Below are 19,084 nucleotides of genomic sequence, written 5' to 3'. Positions count from 1 at the left end.
GCTCACCGTCCGGTCATGGCCAACATGTCTGGACCGTACCGTGCGCCGTGCGCTGGCCCGACCGCATCCAGCTCCGCGAGGTCCGCCTCGGACAACTCGACGGCGAGAGCGGCTAGGTTCTCCCGAAGGTGCGCGTGCCGTGCAGTGCCGGGGATGGCGACCACGTCCGGCCCGCGCCGCGCTATCCAGGCCAGCGCTGCTTGTGCCGGCGTGCAGCCGGCCCGCGTCGCGACGGTGGACAGCACGCGGACGATGGCGAGGTTGCGCGGCAGGTTGTCGGCGCTGAACCGTGGGATGGTGCGACGGAAGTCGTCGTGGCGCAGGTGCGCGACCGAAGTGATGCGGCCAGCGAGGAAGCCGCGGCCGAGTGGGGCGTAGGCGACCAGTCCGATGCCCAGTTCCCTGCACACAGGCAATACGCCGGTCTCTAGTTCACGGGTCCACACACTCCACTCGCTCTGCACTGCGGTGATCGGGTGCACGGTGTGGGCGCGCCGGACGCTGTTCGGGCCTGGCTCGGACAGGCCGATGTGGATGACTTTGCCCTCGGCCACTAGTTCGGCCAGTGCACCGACGGTCTCCTGGACCGGCACGACCGGATCCATCCAGTGCTGGTAATACAGGTCGATGTGGTCGATGCCCAACCGGCGGAGCGATGCCGTGCAGGCCTCCCGGACATAAGCCGGGTCGCCACGCAGCCCAATGAAGGTTCCGTCCGCCGCGCGCAACATCCCGAACTTCGTGGCCACCACGACCTGCTCGCGCCGTCCGCGCAGTGCGCGGCCGAGCAAACATTCCGCGGTACCCATGCCCTGCACATCCGCGGTGTCCAACAAGGTCACCCCGAGGTCGATCCCCTGTCGGATGGTGGCAATCGACTCGGTGGCGTCCGCGGGACCGTAGAAGCCGGTCATGCTCAGACAACCCAAACCCTGTGCCGCCACCGTCAGATCGCCGAGTGTGCGATTGGGCAGCGAGACATCCATGTAGGGCAGCTTAGGTGTGCGATCCGGCTCTGGCATCCCGGCCAGAGTCGCCTGCAAGGCACTCGTCCAGTCCCCTGCAAGGAGGCCCTGCCAGCCTCGTATCGACCAGCCGAGCTGGCGTCTGCGCCGCGACCGCGACGACTATTCAGGGAGTCACCGTGACAACTTCTCCCACAGCGATCACCGACCAGCCGGTGCTGCGTTGCGACGCACACCGCGACCTGCTCGGCGCACTGCGCGACACGTTGCCGGTGCAACCGCGGGGCGACCTGCCTGCGTTCTTCAGCGCGGCCCGCGCCGCGGCTGAGCGCCTACCTGGCGAGCTGTTGGAGCCCTTGCGTGCGTTTCGCCAGGCGGGTAACCGGCACGGCTACCTGCTGTTGACCGGGCTCCCTGTTGACGCCGCCAAGCTGCCGGCCACGCCGACCACGACGCCCGCCCCGGAACAGCGACCGCTGCTGGCCATGGAGGCGTGGCTGGCAATCATCGCGCTGCGGCTGGGAGAGCCAACCGGCTATCGGGAGCTGCGCGCGGGCAGCGTGTTCCAAGACATCTACCCGTCGCCCGACGCCCACCACCTGTCCGCCGAGACCTCCGAGACGCTGCTCGAGTTCCACACCGAGATGGCCTATCACCGCCACCAGCCGCACCACGTGCTGCTGGCATGTTCACGGGCTGACCATGACGGCAAAGCCCGGACACTGGTGGCCTCGGTGCGGAACGCCCTGCCGCTCCTGCCTGCCTCCGACCGCGATCGGCTGCTCGGCGAGCCCGTCGCCTGCCACGTGGACATGGCATTCCGGCCGCCGGGCCAACCGGAGCCGGTGACGGCGGTGCGAGTGCTGTACGGAGACCCGGACGATCCGATGATGAGCTACGACCGCGAGCTGATGTGCCCGGACGATCCGGCGGGACGGCGGGCGCTTGGCGCGTTGTCAACCGCTTTGACCGAGGTGGCCGAGCCGGTGCGGTTGAGGTCAGGAGACTTGCTCGTCGTGGACAACCGCCGGACTACGCACGCCCGGACGCCGTTTCACCCCAGGTGGGACGGCCGCGACCGCTGGCTCCACCGGATGTACACCCGGGATCCGCATCTGCTGGACGCCCAGATCAGACCGGCAGACGTAGTGCCGTTCGTGGGCCGCTGACCCCGGCTCTACAGCGGTGGCAACGTGAACTGGGTGCCCGGCCGCAGGTAGAGTTCTTCGCGGCGGCACCTGGCGTGTACAACCATCGTGCGCAGCGTCCGGCAGGCGTCGAGGTTGTGGCCAGCGCGGTGCTCGGCGTCGGCCAGCAGCCGCAGGTGCAGCGCCCGCCGCAACCACACCTCGGACCGCGCCGCCGAGGCCAGCGCCGTCCGGATGAGCCCGAGCCCTGCGTCAGCCTGGCCGCGGTGGACCAGCGCCCAGCCGTACGGCACGGCCGTCATGTCGCGCCAGTAGCTCAGCCCGCTCCGGGAGGCCAGCACGGTTCCGGCCTGCCCGCTGCGCGAGGCCTGCTCAACGTTGCCATCCAGTGCGGCGAGCACGCTGTCGACGTAGAGCGCGAACACTCTGGCGACGGGCCGCACCCCGACCACGGCAGTCGCCGACAGCAGGGCACGGCTGCGCGCGGACGCGGCCTCGCGGGCCCCTTGGAACCAGTGGGTGAGAGTGATGTAGCAGCCGACCGCGACCGCGGCGGGGTCGCCCGGCCGTGATCCTGCGGCGCTGGCGAGCGCCGCGCCTCGGTCGAACTCGGCCAGCGCCTCGTCCAGCCGACCCTGCTCGTGGCGGGCGGCACCCCGGCTCAGGCACGCGGTGACGGCCGCCTCCCGGTCGCCCTGCACTCCCACTTCGTCCAGCTCCGCGGCCAGCACGTTCACTTCCTCGTACTGACCGGTCACCAGCCGGGTCAGGCAGCGGGCCCGCAGCACCGTGGCACGCAGCGGCAGGCGCACTCGTCGGCACAGTTCCTCGGCCCTGGCGTGGGCCGCATCCACATCCTGGCTGCGGAAGCCGTGCACAGCGGCTCCGAGCCGCGCCCGGTGCAATTGCAACACCACCTCGATCTCGGCGTCGGCTCGGCGGTCGTGACTTCGGCCGATAAGGCTCACCGCGTGGCGCACCCAGGCCAGCGCCTGCGGGGTGTCCCTGGCGCGTTCGGCCAGGTGCGCCGCGTACAGCAGCGGCCGAACCGCCCGTACGGCACCGGCCAGCCCGGCCACCGCGCCTGCATGCCGTAGGATCGGCTCGGCGTCGGTGGTCTGCGCGTCCGCCCCCCGCGCGACCAACGCCTTGGCCGCTGCGGCGTGCACCCACGATAGCCGGACACGCGGCAGATCCGACATGATCACTTCGCCGACCAGCGGATGCGCCAGGCGCCGTCCGGACGGCGCCAGCAGCCCCGCGCCGATCGCCACCCGAGTCGGATCGCGCCCGTCCCGACCTATCAACGGTACATCGGGTGGCAGCGCCCGGTCGGCGTCCCGATCCAGCACAGCGCACATCTCAAGTTCGTCCCGCACACACCGAGGCAGCCGCGCCAGCCACTGCCGGACGGTCGAACGCACCGCGTCGGGTATCCGCTCCAGTGCGGCGCCAGCACCTCGGGCACTCTCCAGCGAGGCGAGCAACTGCGTCAGCAGCAACGGGTTCCCCCCGGTCCGCTCGTGCAGGTCCGCTGCGATGCCGGCGCTGGCTGGCTCACCAATTACCGCGCGCACCAGCGCTGCGGTGTTCTGCAGGTGTAGCTCGGAGAGCCGGATCACGGTCGCGGCGGGCGAGCCGTCGAGGGCGGACAGTGTCCGTGGCATGTCCGGGTGAGCGGTGGGATCGGTGGTTTCGTAGCCACGGGCGGTGGCCACCAGCAGCAACGGCGCTTGGTGCGCTTGCTGAGTGAGCAGCCGCAGCACGGCAAGCGACCGGGCATCGGCCCACTGGACATCCTCGACGAGCACCGCCCGCCGCCGTTCGACGGCCGCGGCCAGCACCGCTTGGCACACCGCGTCGGCCACGTCGAAAGCTGGCGCGCTAGCCGGGGCGTGCTCGTCGCCGCCAGCCACCGCCCGCACGATCCGCTCCGCCGGTGCTGGTAGTCCGGCGGGCGACCATCCTCCGAGTAGCCGGCGCAGTACCTGCCGCCACGGCCACAGCGGCGGTGCGTCCTCGGGCGGGCAGAAGGCCCACAGCACGTCCGTACCGTCGGCTGTCAGCCGGTCGGCCAGTTCGAGTAGCAGCCGGCTCTTGCCGGTTCCGGCGGTCCCGGTCACCAGCACCACACGACCCCGCTGGCCGGACGCGCCTATCGGCCTGCCAGCCAGCTGTTCGATCAGGTGACTCCGTCCGACGAACGGCAGCCTAAGCGGATGCTGCGGCGCGGGCGGCCCGGTTGCGGATATAAGCGGACCGCCCGGAGCGGGCGTGAACTCCCGTCGAGACACCGCTCGACCCGGCCGTGTGGCTGGGTCGAGCGAGGGGTCTTGGCGGAGGATGGCCCGGTGAAGGTGCTGTAGGTCTCGGCCGGGATCGGCGCCCAGTTCATCGGCCAGGCGTGTCCTCACCTGTTCGTACACCTGCAACGCGTCGGCCTGCCGCCCGACCCGGTATTGCGCGCGCATCAGCCGCAGCACCAGACTCTCGCGCAACGGGTTCTGCTCTACCTCCCGGCCGAGCACCTCAAGCACTTCGTCGTCCTGCCTGAGTTGGAAGCAGGCGTCAGCTCGGCCCTCCACGGCCGCCAGCCGTATCTGATCCAACCGGGTCGCCTCTTGCTTGGCAAACCCGTAGCCGGCCAACTCGGCGTACGGTTGGCCCGACCACAACCGCAGCGCCAGCGACAGAGACCGCTGCGCCGCTGCCGCACGACCACAGCGCAGGGACTCTCTGCCGTGCGCTACTGCCAGCTCGAACCGACCGACATCGGCTTGGTCGGGCCGAACGGCCAGCAGATAGCCAGGCGCCCGCCAGTGCAGCGCAGGTGCAGATCCGGAGCGGGTCAGCAGCACGCGCAGTCGGGACACGTAGGACTGCAATGTCGCCGTCACCCGCTCTGGCGGATGGCCTTCCCAGATCGACTCGATCAGGGTGGATACAGGAACCACCTGACGTGCGTTGACCAGCAGCAGCGCCAACACCGCCCGCTGGCGGGGCGGCCCCGGCTGTACGAGCTCCCCATCCACCATCACCGACATGGGGCCGAACACCGTCAGGCACGGCCGCTCTGCCCACTGGAGGCAGTCGGTGCCGTCTGGTTCGCTCCGGCCGACTCTAGGCAGGCTCATACTCGACGCGGACGTTGCGGGCGAGGTAGTGGTGGAAGGCGGTCGCGTCGGCGTCGCTGTCGTGGTGGGACAGCACGATACCGGGGTAGGCAGACCAGTTCGGGTAGGGCTCCAGGACGTCTCCTGGATGGACCATGTTCCCGATAACGTAGTCCACCCTGGGGTCGTCGCGCAGCCCGTCGAGCCCGCGGACTCGCGCGACCCGCCCGCCGGGACCGACCGGAACGCTGAACGCCGCGCCGTGCCCGCGTCGTGCAGGCGGCTTCGTCCAGTACTCAGGTGAATGCCCCATGTGGACCCGCAGTGCCTCCGCGGCGACGTCGATTCCTGTCGCGGCGTGGATGACGTGATGCATGACGCCAGCACCGCCGAGACGGGCCGCCATCTCAAGCAGGACCGGCGTCCCGTCGGCTAGCAGGCGCAGTTCTGTGTGCGTTGTGCCGTCGGTGACCCCGAACGCCACGTGTGCGGCCACCACCTCGTGCTCGACGGCGGTGACCACGTCCGCTGGCAGCCGGGTCGGCGCGCGCATCATCGTCTCCTCGAAGTACGGGCCGGGCATATCGCTTTTGTAGCTGACCCCGCAGACTCGCACAGTTCCTTGGTGGGCTATGGATTCGGCGGTCAACTCAACGCCGTCCAGGTACTCCTCGACGAGCACCTCTACCGGACGTCCTTCGGCGAGACGCGCCGTTGCCAGCGCGTGCACCCTGGCAACCGCGGCGGCGAGCTGGTCAGGACGGTCGATCCTGACCACACCGAGGCTGGAGTACCCGTTGGTCGGCTTTACGACCAGCGGGAACCGGAGCCGCAACGCATCCCGCCAGCGGTCCGGCCCGGCCAGCACGACGAAGTCCGGAATGGTCAGACCGGCAGCCAGCAGCCGTGCCCGCATGAGCGCCTTGTCTCGCACGACGGCTGCGGCCTCATCAGTGAGTCCTACCAGACCGAGCCTAGCGGCCGCACGAGCCACGAACTGCACGACCTTCTCGTTGCCGGCCATGACGCCGTCGAACGGCTCCCGGTTGTGGCGCTGGGCCAGGAGGTCCAACGCCGCATCCGGGTCGGTGGCGATTGGCAACGGGAGCAACTCCACGACCGGGGCGGGCAACCGGGCCGGCGTGATCGGATCGTCGGATCTGGGCACGAGGATCAGGTCGATGCCAGCCCGGCATGCACTGTCGAACACCGGAGGAAAGTAGGACAGTTGGCCGACAAGGACCACCCTAGGCCGCATGGCTGAAGGACTCCTCTCCGTAACGTGAGTCTGTGGTGGTCAGCTCTTCCTGGCCTGGGGGACGGGGGCCGCCGCAGCTTCAGAGACCTTGCGCACCAACAGTGCCTCGGCCAGTGTCAGCCGTTCCAGCTCGGTGTAGCTGATGCTTTCATCGGTGCTGTGGTTGTTCGACAGCGAGTCCTGCACACCCCACAGCACGACATCAGAGCCAGGGTTGAGCTGCTGGAGAACGTGCGGTGCCCAGCCTGCACCACCCTGCCCGATATCCTCAGCGCTCTCGGCGCCGTGTGCCTCGGCCATGGCCATCCCGGCCAGCAGACGGTACTGCCCCCCTGGTGCGGCGTTGAAACCGTAACTGTTGGTCACAGGCGTCAGAGTGAAGTCGATGCCCCACGGACGCGCGCCTTTCAGGTGCTGCTCCAGCGCCGACTGCACTGCGCGAACGTCTTGGCCGGGGGCCAGCCGCACGCTGATGCGGGCTTTTGCGCGGGCACAAAGCACATGTGCGGCATGGTCTATTGGCTGCACTCCGGCGGTGTCCAGGCCGACCACGTTGATCGACGGCTTGCCGTAGAGGCGCTGCTCCAGCGGGCCAGTGCCGATCAGCGACACGCCGGGCAGTAGGCCGGCATCGGCGCGCATGCGGCTCTCATCGACAGCGTTCCAGTCGTGCTGGTCCTGGGTAAGACCGGGCACAGCCACGTCACCGTTGCGATCGTGCAGCGTCGCGAGCAACTGCGCCAGCGCCATGAATGCATCCGGCACCGGTCCGCCGAACGCGCCACTGTGGATCGGTCGCTCGAGGGTGGCGACTTCCAGGTCGTACACGGCGAATCCACGGACCGTCGAAGTGATGGCCGGCGAACTGCTGTTCGGTTTTCCGCTGTTGGCCACGACGATGACGTCGGCGGAGAATCGGTTGTCTTGGGTCGTGGGGTCGCTTAGGTAGTCCGAAAGCACCCTGCGGCCCAGCTTCTCCTCACCTTCGATGACCATCTTCAGGTGCACTGGCGGCTTGCCTTCGAACAGCTGAGCCATGCCGAGGTGAGCACAGATGCTGGCCTTGTCGTCGCACGCGCCGCGGCCGACGAGCCGAACGTCGTTGCTGATGTTCTTCTCGGTCGGTTTGAACGGATCACTTGACCATTGCTGACCCTTGACCGGGGCCACGTCGTAGTGCGAGAAGAACAGCACGCTTGGCGCCTCAGGTGGGCCGGGCTCGTCGACAAAGACGATCGGTGCGGTCTCCTGGCCGTTGTAGCGGATCCGATCGGCGCGCGCCGAGTTGAGTCCGGCGCGCTGGAACTGGGAGACGATGGCGTTGCTGCACGCGTCCATGTCGGATGATGGGGGCACCGTCGCGATCGACGGGATACCGACGAGCATCTTGAGCACATCGCGCAGGTGCGGCATGAGCTCCTGCACCTGCTCACGCAGGTGCTTGACGTCGGCAGCCGGGGTCCGAATCGTGGTCTCGGGCATGTGGATCTCCTATCCAGCGGGGGATGCTTGTTGTCGAGTTTCGGAACGAACATGCGCCGTGGCCAGGGCCTGTTGGCGACATCCCGGAGCAGCGTTGCGCACAGCTGGTCTCGGCCGACAGGGCTATCTCGCGTCGTCACTCGACAGATCAACCTTGTGAGCGACGTCGCTTACCTGGCGTAGCCTGAGTTTTGGACGTTCACTCCGAGTGGTGGACACCGAGGTGACAGGACCATGAACCGTCCTGGGTTCGAGGTTGTCCTTCTGAACCGGACGCCTTGATCCCAGACAGCGCTCTGGGGGAAGGATCTCCTCCGTGTCAGGTATCGAGTCGAAAGTGATCGTCGTCCTGCTGTTCATCGCTCATGATCGAGGTCGAGGGTGCGCACCGGTTGTCGCCTGCCGAGCGGGAGGTGCTGCGGTTGCGGGTGGTGGCGGCGTTGAAGTCTGGGACGGTCGAGGGCTATCGGAAGGCCGCGGAGGTGTTCGGGGTCTCCGAACGTTCGGTGGTCACCTGGTGGCGTGTGCCTACCGACGGGACGGTCGTGACGGCCTGGCGACCCGAGCGGGAATGCCTGAATCTGGAACCAGAAGCACCTACTCCACGCCCTACGCGAGTACGAGCACTTTTACGACACCCACCAACCCCACCAAGGCATCACCAACGCCCGACCACTACACGCTCTGCCGCAACCCATCACGAATCAAGCAGCGCTCACCGGCCTCGACATCCGCAAACGACAGCGGTTGGCGGCATCCTCAACGAGTACCACCACGCCACCTGACCTGCACGGACGACGTTTTCGGCAGGCACAGCGCAGCCTCGTGAGGAACTCGTCCATGGCGAACGGCTTGGTGATGTAGTCGTCGGCACCAGCGTCGAGGGCGTGGACCTTGACGGCCGTGCCGAAGCGGGCGGACAGGACGATGATCGGATGGTGGTCCAGCCGCGGACGCCGGCGATGACGTCGAGGCCGTCCATGTCGGGCAGGCCGAGGTCGAGCACGACGAGGTCGGGTGTGCCCTCCGCGGGCCGCTGCCGCCATCAACCTGCCGGGCTGCGGACCTCCCGGGCAGCTGCGCGACGCGAACGAATCAGCTGGCAGTGCGCCAGGGCTGCGACCAGTCGGTGCGGTGTATGAGATTCGCCTGGGCGACGTTTCCCACCGGCTGCTCATCAGCCGCCACACCCACCACTGTGCCCTGCTCGGCAGCGGGCAATCGCCACCAACGCGAACGCACACAAAGGCATGGGTAGGTCACATCGACGAACTCGAACCCGCCGTCGGTGGTCGGGACGGCCTGCTGCCAGGACGACACGCCCGAGTCTTCACACGACCAGCACTCCGTTTGCTCGTCAACTCCCCCATCTTCAGCACCGCCCATGCCCGAGCAAGCCGCTATCCCACGAACGAGTGACAGCGGCCAGCCGGGAACCCGAAGCAACACACCACCGCACCACGGGTCCTTCGCTGACCACCACGACCACCCACGCTTAGACTGGCTCCACTGCGTCGCCCTTACACGGCGCAGGCCGTAGTCATGTCACCATCTACGGCGTCCCGGACCGTCAGCGCGTGTTGGTCGCCCTCTGCCTGTCACGATGGCGACGCTCCTTGAGGTGGCTGCGCCGCTGGGTACCTACCGTTCTGTACGTCCTGACCATGGCGGCGGTCGCAGTGGTGGGCGCGGGATGGTTCACGGCACCGCACAGTCCGGACAAGGGATTGCCTTCGACGTGCGATCCCCGCAAGTTCCGGGCGGCCGAGGTGGACCTGCGGGTACAGGTGGCGGTGGCCGGGTTGGACTACCCGCGGATCACCAGCGACGTGCGGATCACGATGCCGCGCGCGGTACCGGGGGCGGAGAGCCTGCTCGCCGGCTCCGCGGGCGCGCACGGCCGCACCGCGTTCGCGTGCCTGCTGGGACGTGAACGGTCGCCGTTCGAGGTGCGGGACTCGCCGTCCGGTGTCGTCCTGCGCGACGGGGTCGTGGTCGTCACCCACCGATCGACCACAGACGTCGCCCACCGGGCAACCACAGACATCGAGCACCAATCCACCGCCTGGGCCGACTTCACCAGCATCGAGAAGATCGACACGACCGGTCGACCGTGGCGGCTGGCTGTTGACGCCTCGGCTTGCGGTTCGCCGCCTGGGAGGTCTCGCTGCTCGCCCCGGACGGGTGGCTGTCCGCACCGCAACCGTGGGCAGTCGGCCAAGCTGGATGGGTCGGAGCTACAGTGCCCGCGATCCGTTCCAGCCGCCTCCCGCGACGGCGCCACCGGACTACCGGGTCGTGTCCGCCGAACTGCGCCCGGACACACGCACCACCGTCACCGCGCGGGCCACCGACCGGACGCACAAGCCCTTCACCTGGGGCGCGTACTGGCTGTCGGCGCTGATCTTCTGCCTGGTCGTACGGTGGCACGTCCGCGCGCAAGCGGACCAGGAGCATCATTCGAGTCGGCACCCGCCCGCCGGGCCCGCCAGGCCGTCCGCCCACTGCCCCACCTCGTGGTACTGGGGGGCGCCCAGGCGGTGACTGACGCCGTACTCCCCGCCAACGCGCTCGCGTGGCCCATGATCGCCTCGATCGAATTGCCCACACGTCGTTTCACCACAGCTCTTACACGAAATTTGCTCGTGCTCCGCTCAGGGTGCGTCGCCGGCGAGCGATGCGAACGCGTACCTGTTTCCGATGCTCAGAGATCCGTTCACGAACGCCTTGGGCAGGCTCCTGCCGTTCACCTCGATCTCGATCCAACTCGGCGTCCAGGCATGGGTAAAGACGTTGTAGTGGTCACCGGGGCCACTGCCCAGGAAGAGACCGACGTCCTTGAGGTCGCGGCCGGTCCACGAGTTCCCCGCGACCTTGTCCGGGAACATGGCGAACAGGTCGTATTCGCCCGTCGCTCCGGCCTCGAAGTCGTTGCCCCACCGGTCCAGCGGCCCCCACCGCGTGCCGAGCAGGTCGATGAAGACGTCGTTGTTCGTCCCCGCGCCCCACGAGTTCGCCGTCTTGATCCGCACTGTGAGGCTGGTGATCCGGTCGTCCGGTGCCAGCCGCACGCCCGCCCGCACTTGGTACTCCGGGCCGCGTAGGACGCACTCCGCGTAGTAGGTGTCCAGGTAGTGCGCCCCGGCTTCGACGCCATCGGACCCCAGCACCCCTTCGGTCCCCGCGTGCTCGTAGCTCGCCCACCTGGTGGCATCCGGTGCCGGCAGGTAGCCACGAGCCGGCAGGCGGGTCACCACGTCCTGCCGGTTCCAGATCCGGTAGCCGGTCACCCGGTCCTGGACCGCCCCCGCGAACGCGTGGTCGCCCACCCTGGGCGCGCCGAAGGTGTGGAGGATCGGTCTCGGCAGCAGGACACCCGGCGACGCCGCGAGGTCCAGGGCGCAGATCGTGGCCAGCGCGCCCCCGAGGCTATGCCCCGTCACGTACAGGTTCGGTGGCTTGGGCCCTGGCCCGAACGCGGCCTCCACGTGGCGCCGCACGGAGTCCCGGAACAGCAGGTACCTCGCCAGGAACCCGTTGTGCACCAACAACGTGTTCGGGTTGCCGAGCATCGGCTGCCAGGCCGCGAACGCGACCGAGGCGTCGACCCAGTCCTTGTCGGTCCAGAACGGCCACAAGCCGCTCATGTTGGTGGCCCAGTCGCCGCGCGTTGCCGAGCCCCGGAACGCGACCACCAGCGAGCCGTCCGCGGCCGTGGTGACGATGCCCATGAAACGGGTGTCCAGGGACGTCCCGGCGGGATTCTCGATGGCCTTGTACGCGTTGCCCTTCAGCCATGTCTCCCGGTCGGCGGCCTGCCGGAACGCGCCGTCGAGCCGTTGGTATCCCGTGACGAACAAAGCGTCTTCGTAGTACGACTTGTACGCCTCGCTCGCGTACAGGGCCATCTCCACGGCCTTGGTCCAGTCGATCGCCATCACACCACCCCCGTGAGGGCGTAGCGGTACTGCTCGAGCGGATCGGTCACCGCACTCGTGGGCAGGTGTTGGCCCACGGTGACCTGGTCCCCCGCGTGCGCCCACCCCTTCCCGAAGCCGCTCACCACCGGGTCACCGGGCAGCACGACCCGGTACGACGTGAGCACCACGCGCCGGTGCACCGACGCGAACACCGCGTCCCCGGTGGGCGGCGCGCCGAAGGTCACGCACGTGACGTCGCGAATCCCATCCGTGTCGGGCCGCTTGTCGAGCCGGAAGTCCAGCGCCGCGAGCGCGGCCAGCGCACCGCCGTGGCCGTACCCGGTGATCAGCAGTTCGGTGTTGTCGCGGGGCACCATCGTGAGCAGCGTCATCCGGTTGCTCTGGTAGTCCGCCAGGACGTGGTCGGTGACCTTGGACCGGTTGACGTGCCCCGGACCGAGGATGGTGTCGGGCAGCTCGACGAGCTTCGCCGTGGCCGGGTCGTACGTGACGGGCGCGGCGCCGGGCCGAGTGCCGAACGCGACCAGTCCGACCTCGCGGTCGTCGGACGGCAGCCGCAGCCGGACGACGACGACAGAGGAGAACGTGGTGCCACCGCTCCAGTAGCCCAACACCTTCCAGTCGGGCGGCAGCGGTGGTCGCCGGTCCTTCTCGACGTGCTCGGCCGCTGTGGCGGCGACGAGCGCGACCACCATGTCCAACGGGGACATCAGCGCGGTGGTCGACTTGCCGGGGAAGGCGAACCCGGAGCCCATGTACGTGTTGACGTGCACCGAACCGGAGAACACGGTGGGTACGCTCACCGGTGTGCCGACTCGGCGGCCGTCCTGGACACTCGACATCCCGGTCCGGGTGACTTCCGAAGCCCAGAGCACATCATCGTCGGTCTGGTAAAGGATGTCGTCGGCGACCGCGAGACCAACCGGCCGCGTGGACCGGGTCGGCGCCGTCCAGAGCCGGTCGCCGGTCCGCTCGTCGAACGCCTCTACCATGCTGCCCACCGCGGCCGCGATGACCATCCCGTTGTGCCGCACGGGCCGCGCGGTGATCGTCGCGTTCTCCGACTGTGCTGCGGTCCACCGGTGCTGCCCCGATTCGGGATGGAGCGCGAACACCTTTCCGCTCGTGGTTCCGAAGTAGATGCCCGACTCGTCGGTCAGGATCTCGCTGATCGACGAGCCCGCGTCATGAACCCACCGCTGCGTCCCGGTGCGGTCGTCCACGCCGTACACCGATCCGGCGGTGGACCCCACGACGACCGTGCGGCCGCTGATCGCCGGACTGCCATGCAGTCCGGTGGCCTCGAACTTCCAGCGCTGCGTGCCGTCGCGCGCCGCCAGGGCGTGTAGCACGCCGCCGGTGGTCGTGACGTAGACGTCGTCGGCGAAGGCTCGGGGCCGGGCCGTGATCGTGGTCGCCGCCTCGAACGTCCACATGGCCTTCGCCGAGTCCAGCGACACCGCGTGCACCTTCTTGCCGGCCGCGGCGACGGCGGTGCGGGTCACCCAGCTCACCGCGACCGGACTCGTCGCCGGATCGCCGTCAAAGGTCCACACCACATGCCCGGTCAGCCCGTCCAGGCAGGTCAGGAACGGGTCCCGACCGCTGCTGATCCGGTAGCCGCCGAACATCGCCGGCGCCCCGAACGCCGCGCCGCCCAGTCGGCGCCGCCAGAACGGCGGCACGGGGAATTGCGTCCGGTTCAGCACCCCACCGACGAGAGTCAGCAGCGCGGGCCGCACACCGCTCGTCCGACTCACGACGAGTTTCTTGTTCACCTCGTCGTGGACCACCGTCCACCGCGCGTCGGGATGGCCGCCCTTGATGGACAGCGCCGTGGCCCGACGCTGGAAGAGCGTGAACAGGGTGCCGGTCTTGCCGGGCGGGGCGAGCGCCAGCGCATCGGAGTCCACCAGCAAGGGCCGCTGCGTGGCGGTGTCGGTCAGGTAGGCGTCGACCTCCGAGCCACGGGACGACTCCACGCTGAAGTCGAACAGCACCCCTGGCCGGGCGTCCACGGTGGTCAGCGGCCAGGATCGGTCATCGGCCAACCTCGGCGCGGCGAGGTAGCCGCCGTCGACTCGCAGGTGCCACGGCCCCCGCGTTACGTTCTCCAGCAGCATGACCTCGACGTTAGTGAGACCGCTCCCAATCCTCATTCGGCCAAGCAGGTGGCCCTACTGGGTGCCCCTGACGACAGCCCTTGATTCTTGACGATGGTTCGAGGTGGTCAAGTCTTCCGACGAACGATCTCGGCGGCGTAGGTGGGCGGGGTGTTGCCTGCGAGTTGGGTCCAGCGTGTGGCGGTGGTCGCAGGCCTAGAAGGTCGGCGAGCACGGATGCGGGTAGTTGAGCGGCGAGGTCCATGAGTGTGGTGTTGCGGACGTGGCGGGCGCGGATGCCGAGTTTCTGCAAGCGGCGCATGAGTTGTCTTGCGCTGATGGGGTGGCCGGGTGCCCCTCCGGGCAGGAGCCAGGTGAGGTCGTGGGTGCGGCCGACAACGGCGCTGCCGTGCCGTCGATCGACCAGGTCGAGCACCAGTTGGTCCAAAGGAGTGGGCAGTTCCAGTGGCGTACGGCCCAGGTGGAGCTCGACGGTCCTGTCGGTGACCCGTTGGGTGACGCGGTCGAGGGTGAGGCGGGCGATGCGGCTGAGGGACTGGGCGTGGAGCAGCAGCAGGAGGCCGGCGACGCGGTCGACGGTGTTCAGCGTGGTGTCGTGGAGGAGGTCTGCGGGCCAGGTCCCAGCGTTCGTCGGCGTCGATGAAGTCCGAACGCAGGTTTTGCTGGGGGCGTGAGGGGATGGTGATGTCGCTGGCGTGGCCGCAGCGGATGGCCCAGAGGATGAAGGTGCGTGCTTCGTAGCGGTAGGTGCTGCCCGTTGCCAACCATTGGTCGACATCGCCTTGGTCGCAGTTGGCCAGGCTGCTGCCATCGGCCCTGAGCCGGCGAATCAGGTGGCAGGCGACTCTGATTTCGCGTTTGACCGCTAGGGCCTGGTTGAGGGTGACTTGTCCGGCGGGAGAACGTTGGCCGCTTCGGCGAAGGCGGCGTAGGCAGTGCCAGGTGAGTGGACGGCTCGACGTTCGGCGAGGTCGTTGACCTGTTCTTCGAGGAATGGGGTGGGCCGGCGCTCGAGCGCGGCGAGTTGTTCGTCGCCGAAGACCACCGACGAGATCCAAGAACTGCGCGCGCGGGTCATGAGCGGACACAGTGAGCTGGACGTCCTAGAGGCGTTGAACGACGCGGATCCGGTCGCCCGGCAAGCCGTCGTCACGGACGCCATCGCCCGGATGTCCGCACCGGAAATCACCACCGCCACCGAGCACGCCCCCCAAAGGTTCGCACCAATGCTCCTGGCCAACCCCCGCAGCATGAAGCGCTTCGTCAACGCCTACAGCGTACTGCGAATCCTGCGCACACTGGAGGGTGCCACAGTGCCATTGGACGCCCTGGCGATGTGGACCGCGATCCGCATCCGGTGGCCCCTGCTCGCAGACCACCTCCAACACGACCCCGACCTGATCGAGAAAATCAAAGCGGACGAAAAAGCTACCCGGTCGACGACCTGCCGAAACTTTCCGGAAACTGGTCCGCCAGCCGCCGTACGCAAGTTCCTCCAGAGTGCGCCGGTCGACCTGACGCCGGCGGTCATCCGATCGTGCTGCGGCGGTCAGGTCGGTTGACCCAAGCGTCGCGCCGACGGTGCCCCGGTCAACCATGACCCCGCCCAACGGCTACTGGCACCGGCGTCCTCGCGCGAGGCCGCCCAAGCGTGCCGGAGTGCCGATCCTTGCCGATAGAGCTGAACTGGTTCAGCGCCCGAAGCACGAACCGCAGCCGAACACCACGGAGCCAATACGCTCATGCCGACGTGCGGATGGGAAATCGTTGGCGGCTGCGCCGTCACGTGGCCGATACTGCCGGGATGGACCTCGCGGACGCCGCGCGTGACTGGCAGACGAACGGGTTCGTCGTCCTGCCCGGCTACCTGCCCGGCGAGGTGCTGCGCCCCGCGGTCGCCGAACTGGGCACGATGTTCCCGTCACCTTCGGGATTCCACGACGGCAGCGACCCCCGCCGGCAGCGGTACCTCGGCGACGAGTTCGCCGGGATCGACAGCTTTCCCTTCGCCAGCCCCGAAATCTCCCTGCTGGCCGTGCACGACCTGCTGATCCGCCTGGCCCGGACGCTGCTGGGCGACGACGACCTCCGGATCTACTCGGCCGAGGCCTGGGCGAAGTACACCGGCGCCGCCGACTACGACCAAGACCTGCACCGCGACTACCTCAACCACACCGTCCTCGTGCCCAGCGAGGCGGCCGACTTCCAACAGTTGGAGATGTTCGTCTACCTGGTCGACGTGCCCGAAGACCTCGGCCCTCCGCACCTGGTCCCCAAGGAGCACACCGCACACATCGCGGCGAAGCCGAACTGGTTGTCCCGCCGGGCTGCGACCGGCACGGCGCCGGAGGACGGCGGGTTCGGCGCGTCCGGTCATGCGGAGTTGTACGAACGCGAGGTTTCCGCCGCGGGACCCGCGGGCACGGTCGTGGCTTTCGAGACGAGCACGTTCCACCGCGGCACCGGCATGACCCGCCCCGGCGGGGCGCGCTACACGATGCACCTCAACTACCGGCGCGCGGAGGCCGAGTGGGCGCAGCGCCAGGCGTGGGCCGACCGCAGCCACGAACCCGCCTGGTACCGATTCGTCGAACGCGCCACACCCGCCCAACTCGCGCTGTTCGGGTTCCCACCACCCGGACACCGGTTCTGGACAGCGGACACACTGGCCGGCATGGCACTGCGGTACCCGAACCTCGACCTGTCACCCTGGCGCGACCGCCTATGACACGTACTTCGTCGCCGGACTGTGGTGGTCGTGGATTACTGCTGACATTGGCTTTGCGGCTTTGCCACTAGAAGCGCGCCTGCCGCGAGAAGCGCGCCGGCGGCGTGGAGCGCGCTTCTCGCGGAAAGTGCGGTTATCGGTAGAACCGGACCCAGTCGACCTCGAACACGGCCGGGCGCAGGCCACCCGCGCCGGTGAAGTTGTCGAGCTGGATGTTGAGGTGTCCGGACGGCATGGCCTGGATGTCGCCGCGGTCGGCGTTCGCGCCGCCGGACAGGCGGAACCACTCGACACCGTCGACGTAGCCGACCAGCCCCTGCGCCGTCCACTCGAAGGCGAAGTTGTGCCACTGCGTCATGTCCACCGGGCAGAGGTCCCGGCGTTCCTTCTTGTCCGTCGGGCTCTTCGGGTAGTGCAGGAACGCGGTCAGGCACTGGGCGTCGGGGTCGGAGTACTCGACCCAGTCGTACTCGCCGTTCTCCAGCCGGTTGCCCGCGGTGGGCCAGATCAGGTGCAGCGGGTGGTAGGGCCCGCCGCTCGCGCCCGTGTTGCGGGAGCGCGACCTGATCTCCCAGCGGCCGTACTGGGTGTCGAGCTTCTGCCGGAGCCACCCGGTGTCGCCGTTGGCCTCGCCGGTCATGGTCATGATGCCGTTGGCGACGGTGCTGTTCTTCGCGCACCGGCGGCCGTTGCCGGCGTGGCCCGCCCAGCACCCCGCCGTGCCGCCGACGTCACCGGACGGCACCGCCCACTTCGCGGGGTCGACCGGACCGGTGTAGTCGAACTCGTCGGAGATCGGCTGCGGCGTGCCCCAGCCGTACCGGACGGCGGCCTGCGTCTGGTCGGAGTCCGCCTGGCCGTGGCTGACCGTCAGCCCGTAGATCTTCACCTCGCCGTAGTTGCTGTCGCTGCACGGCGAGGAGTTGGTGCAGTTGGCCTGCGTGTACGCGCCCGCCTTGAAGTAGCCGCCGGTGAAGCTCTTCGAGATCGTCGTCTGCAGCACACCGTTGTAGTAGGCCTTGATCTGGCCACCACTCACCACGAACTTGGCCTGGAACCTGGTGCCCAGCACGTAGTTGCTCGTCACGAGCTTGTGGCGGCTGGTGTCGCCGTTGGTGATGTAGAGGTTGCCGCCTTCGAGCCGGAACACCGACACGTCGTCGGACGAGTCGTGGATCTGGCCTGCCACGACGTGCGGCTTGTCCGCGGGCAGCGCGGTGATGGCCTGGTCGACCACCATCGTGTGCGTCCCCGAGGTGGACGACCAGCTCGCCTTGGCGGAGCCGTTCATCTCACGCAACTCCGAGCGCGGGTAGCTGGAACCGCTCGTGGTGACCCCGTTGACGGCGGAGCGGAACTGGACCGCGTCGCACGCCGGGGTCGTGGTGAACCACGGGTCGATCTTGTAGGTGTCCAGCGCCGGCTGGTAGACGTTGGTGGGGCTCTCCTCCGCGCCGATCGGCAGGCCGATGTACCAGTTCGACAGGTCCAGCACGTCGGCCGGGTAGGAGCAGGTGCCACCGCCGCCGTCGGCCCCGAGGATCTTGGTCTCGGTGATGCTGGTCCAGTCGTTGGACGTGTTGCCGTGGCCGACGACGCGGACGTACCGGGCGGAGCGGTCGGGGAAGTCGTAGACCTCCGGTTGGAGCGTGGTGCCGCTGCTGGACTTGCGCGCCAGCACGGTGGTCCAGGTGGTGCGGTCGTCGGACAGCTCGACGTCGAAGGTGGCCCGCCGGGTGTCCCCCTTGTGCCACGCGATCGACACCGAGCCCACGGTCTGCGCCGAACCGAGGTCGTACCGGATCCACACCCCGTCACCCTCGGCGGACCAGCGCGTCGTCGGGTCGTTGTCGAGGGTGTTGGCTGGCACGTTGCCGTCGTCGGAGAGCGCCGTGACTTCCGCGACCGTCAACGGGGAACCCGCCGCGGCCGCCACCGCGTGGAACCCGCTGGCAATCCCGGCGGTGAGGACCACCACCAGGGCCGCGCACTGCATTCGTCTCAAGTGGACCTCCTGGTCGGACGTGTGTCCGGGCCACGGTGCCGGCCACGCGGAGGGACCGGTCCCGACCTGGGCCGATCGCCGTCGGAGGCGCCTCACCCAGACGGTGTGGAAGGTGTCGCGGAGTCCGGTGAACGCGAGCACCGCTCGGAAGGCGTTCGCCCGCGCCGCTCCGACGTGAAAGAGTTTCGTTACGCCGAACGGCGGATTTCACCCGGAGCGTTGAATCCGGCGGCGGGTGGCTAACCAGGTGCCGGCGGGCCGCGACTTCCCCGGTGTACCGCACCGTCCGATCACGACCGGGCCGGGCGCCGCCGCCCTGCC

The 19,084-nt window shown here is 68.7% G+C and carries 11 protein-coding genes and 2 pseudogenes; 5 read left to right on the top strand and 8 right to left on the bottom strand.

All coding sequences use genetic code 11. The features are described 5' to 3' along the window. Positions 1–2: 2 nt before the first annotated feature. Positions 3–986, bottom strand: coding sequence for an aldo/keto reductase (locus RIN75_RS09205; RefSeq protein WP_309111392.1), 984 nt, complete (start codon positions 984–986; stop codon positions 3–5). A 158-nt stretch (positions 987–1,144) separates the two neighbouring features. Between RIN75_RS09205 and cs1 the strand changes: the two genes are divergently transcribed. Next, positions 1,145–2,134, top strand: coding sequence for a clavaminate synthase Cs1 (gene cs1, locus RIN75_RS09200; RefSeq protein WP_309111391.1), 990 nt, complete (start codon positions 1,145–1,147; stop codon positions 2,132–2,134). An 8-nt stretch (positions 2,135–2,142) separates the two neighbouring features. On the opposite strand, the gene RIN75_RS09195 is transcribed toward cs1, so the two are convergent. The 4 genes and pseudogenes from RIN75_RS09195 to RIN75_RS09180 form a co-directional block, all read right to left on the bottom strand. Next, complete coding sequence (locus tag RIN75_RS09195) at positions 2,143–5,157, bottom strand: BTAD domain-containing putative transcriptional regulator (protein ID WP_309111390.1); 3,015 nt, start codon at positions 5,155–5,157, stop codon at positions 2,143–2,145. A gap of 76 nt (positions 5,158–5,233) precedes the next feature. Next, positions 5,234–6,436 (bottom strand): ATP-grasp domain-containing protein, encoded by a 1,203-nt coding sequence (locus RIN75_RS09190; protein ID WP_309111389.1) that lies wholly within the window; start codon positions 6,434–6,436, stop codon positions 5,234–5,236. 87 nt (positions 6,437–6,523) lie between these two features. Continuing rightward, positions 6,524–7,966: a M20/M25/M40 family metallo-hydrolase gene (locus RIN75_RS09185; RefSeq protein ID WP_309111388.1), complete on the bottom strand. Its 1,443-nt coding sequence runs from the start codon at positions 7,964–7,966 to the stop codon at positions 6,524–6,526. Between the two features lie 779 nt (positions 7,967–8,745). After that, positions 8,746–8,996, bottom strand: a pseudogene (locus RIN75_RS09180) (response regulator); the annotation flags it as partial. Between the two features lie 634 nt (positions 8,997–9,630). Between RIN75_RS09180 and RIN75_RS44015 the strand changes: the two are divergent. Then, positions 9,631–9,969 (top strand): annotated as a pseudogene (locus tag RIN75_RS44015) (DUF6185 family protein); the annotation flags it as partial. A gap of 651 nt (positions 9,970–10,620) precedes the next feature. Here RIN75_RS44015 and RIN75_RS09170 read toward each other — a convergent pair. Then, positions 10,621–11,904, bottom strand: coding sequence for a PLAT/LH2 domain-containing protein (locus tag RIN75_RS09170; protein WP_309111386.1), 1,284 nt, complete (start codon positions 11,902–11,904; stop codon positions 10,621–10,623). Further along, positions 11,904–14,030 carry a PQQ-binding-like beta-propeller repeat protein gene (locus tag RIN75_RS09165; RefSeq protein WP_309111385.1) on the bottom strand — a complete coding sequence of 709 codons (2,127 nt, stop codon included), beginning with the start codon at positions 14,028–14,030 and terminating at the stop codon, positions 11,904–11,906. The genes RIN75_RS09170 and RIN75_RS09165 overlap by 1 nt, the downstream gene beginning before the upstream one ends. 361 nt (positions 14,031–14,391) lie before the next feature. Between RIN75_RS09165 and RIN75_RS09160 the strand changes: the two genes are divergently transcribed. The 3 genes from RIN75_RS09160 (at position 14,392) to RIN75_RS09150 (ending at position 16,758) form a co-directional block, all read left to right on the top strand. After that, positions 14,392–14,673, top strand: a complete 282-nt coding sequence (locus RIN75_RS09160) for a hypothetical protein (RefSeq protein WP_309111384.1) — start codon at positions 14,392–14,394, stop codon at positions 14,671–14,673. Between the two features lie 355 nt (positions 14,674–15,028). Then, positions 15,029–15,592, top strand: a complete 564-nt coding sequence (locus tag RIN75_RS09155) for a hypothetical protein (protein WP_309111383.1) — start codon at positions 15,029–15,031, stop codon at positions 15,590–15,592. Positions 15,593–15,834: 242 nt separating this feature from the next. Beyond that, positions 15,835–16,758: a phytanoyl-CoA dioxygenase family protein gene (locus tag RIN75_RS09150; RefSeq protein ID WP_309111382.1), complete on the top strand. Its 924-nt coding sequence runs from the start codon at positions 15,835–15,837 to the stop codon at positions 16,756–16,758. 133 nt (positions 16,759–16,891) lie between these two features. On the opposite strand, the gene RIN75_RS09145 is transcribed toward RIN75_RS09150, so the two are convergent. Beyond that, positions 16,892–18,754: a polysaccharide lyase family 7 protein gene (locus RIN75_RS09145; RefSeq protein WP_309111467.1), complete on the bottom strand. Its 1,863-nt coding sequence runs from the start codon at positions 18,752–18,754 to the stop codon at positions 16,892–16,894. Positions 18,755–19,084: the final 330 nt, after the last annotated feature.

It is taken from the genome of Saccharothrix sp., assembly GCF_031180885.1.
GTDB lineage: Bacteria > Actinomycetota > Actinomycetes > Mycobacteriales > Pseudonocardiaceae > Actinosynnema.
This window is presented reverse-complemented; position numbering and strand designations above follow the sequence as displayed.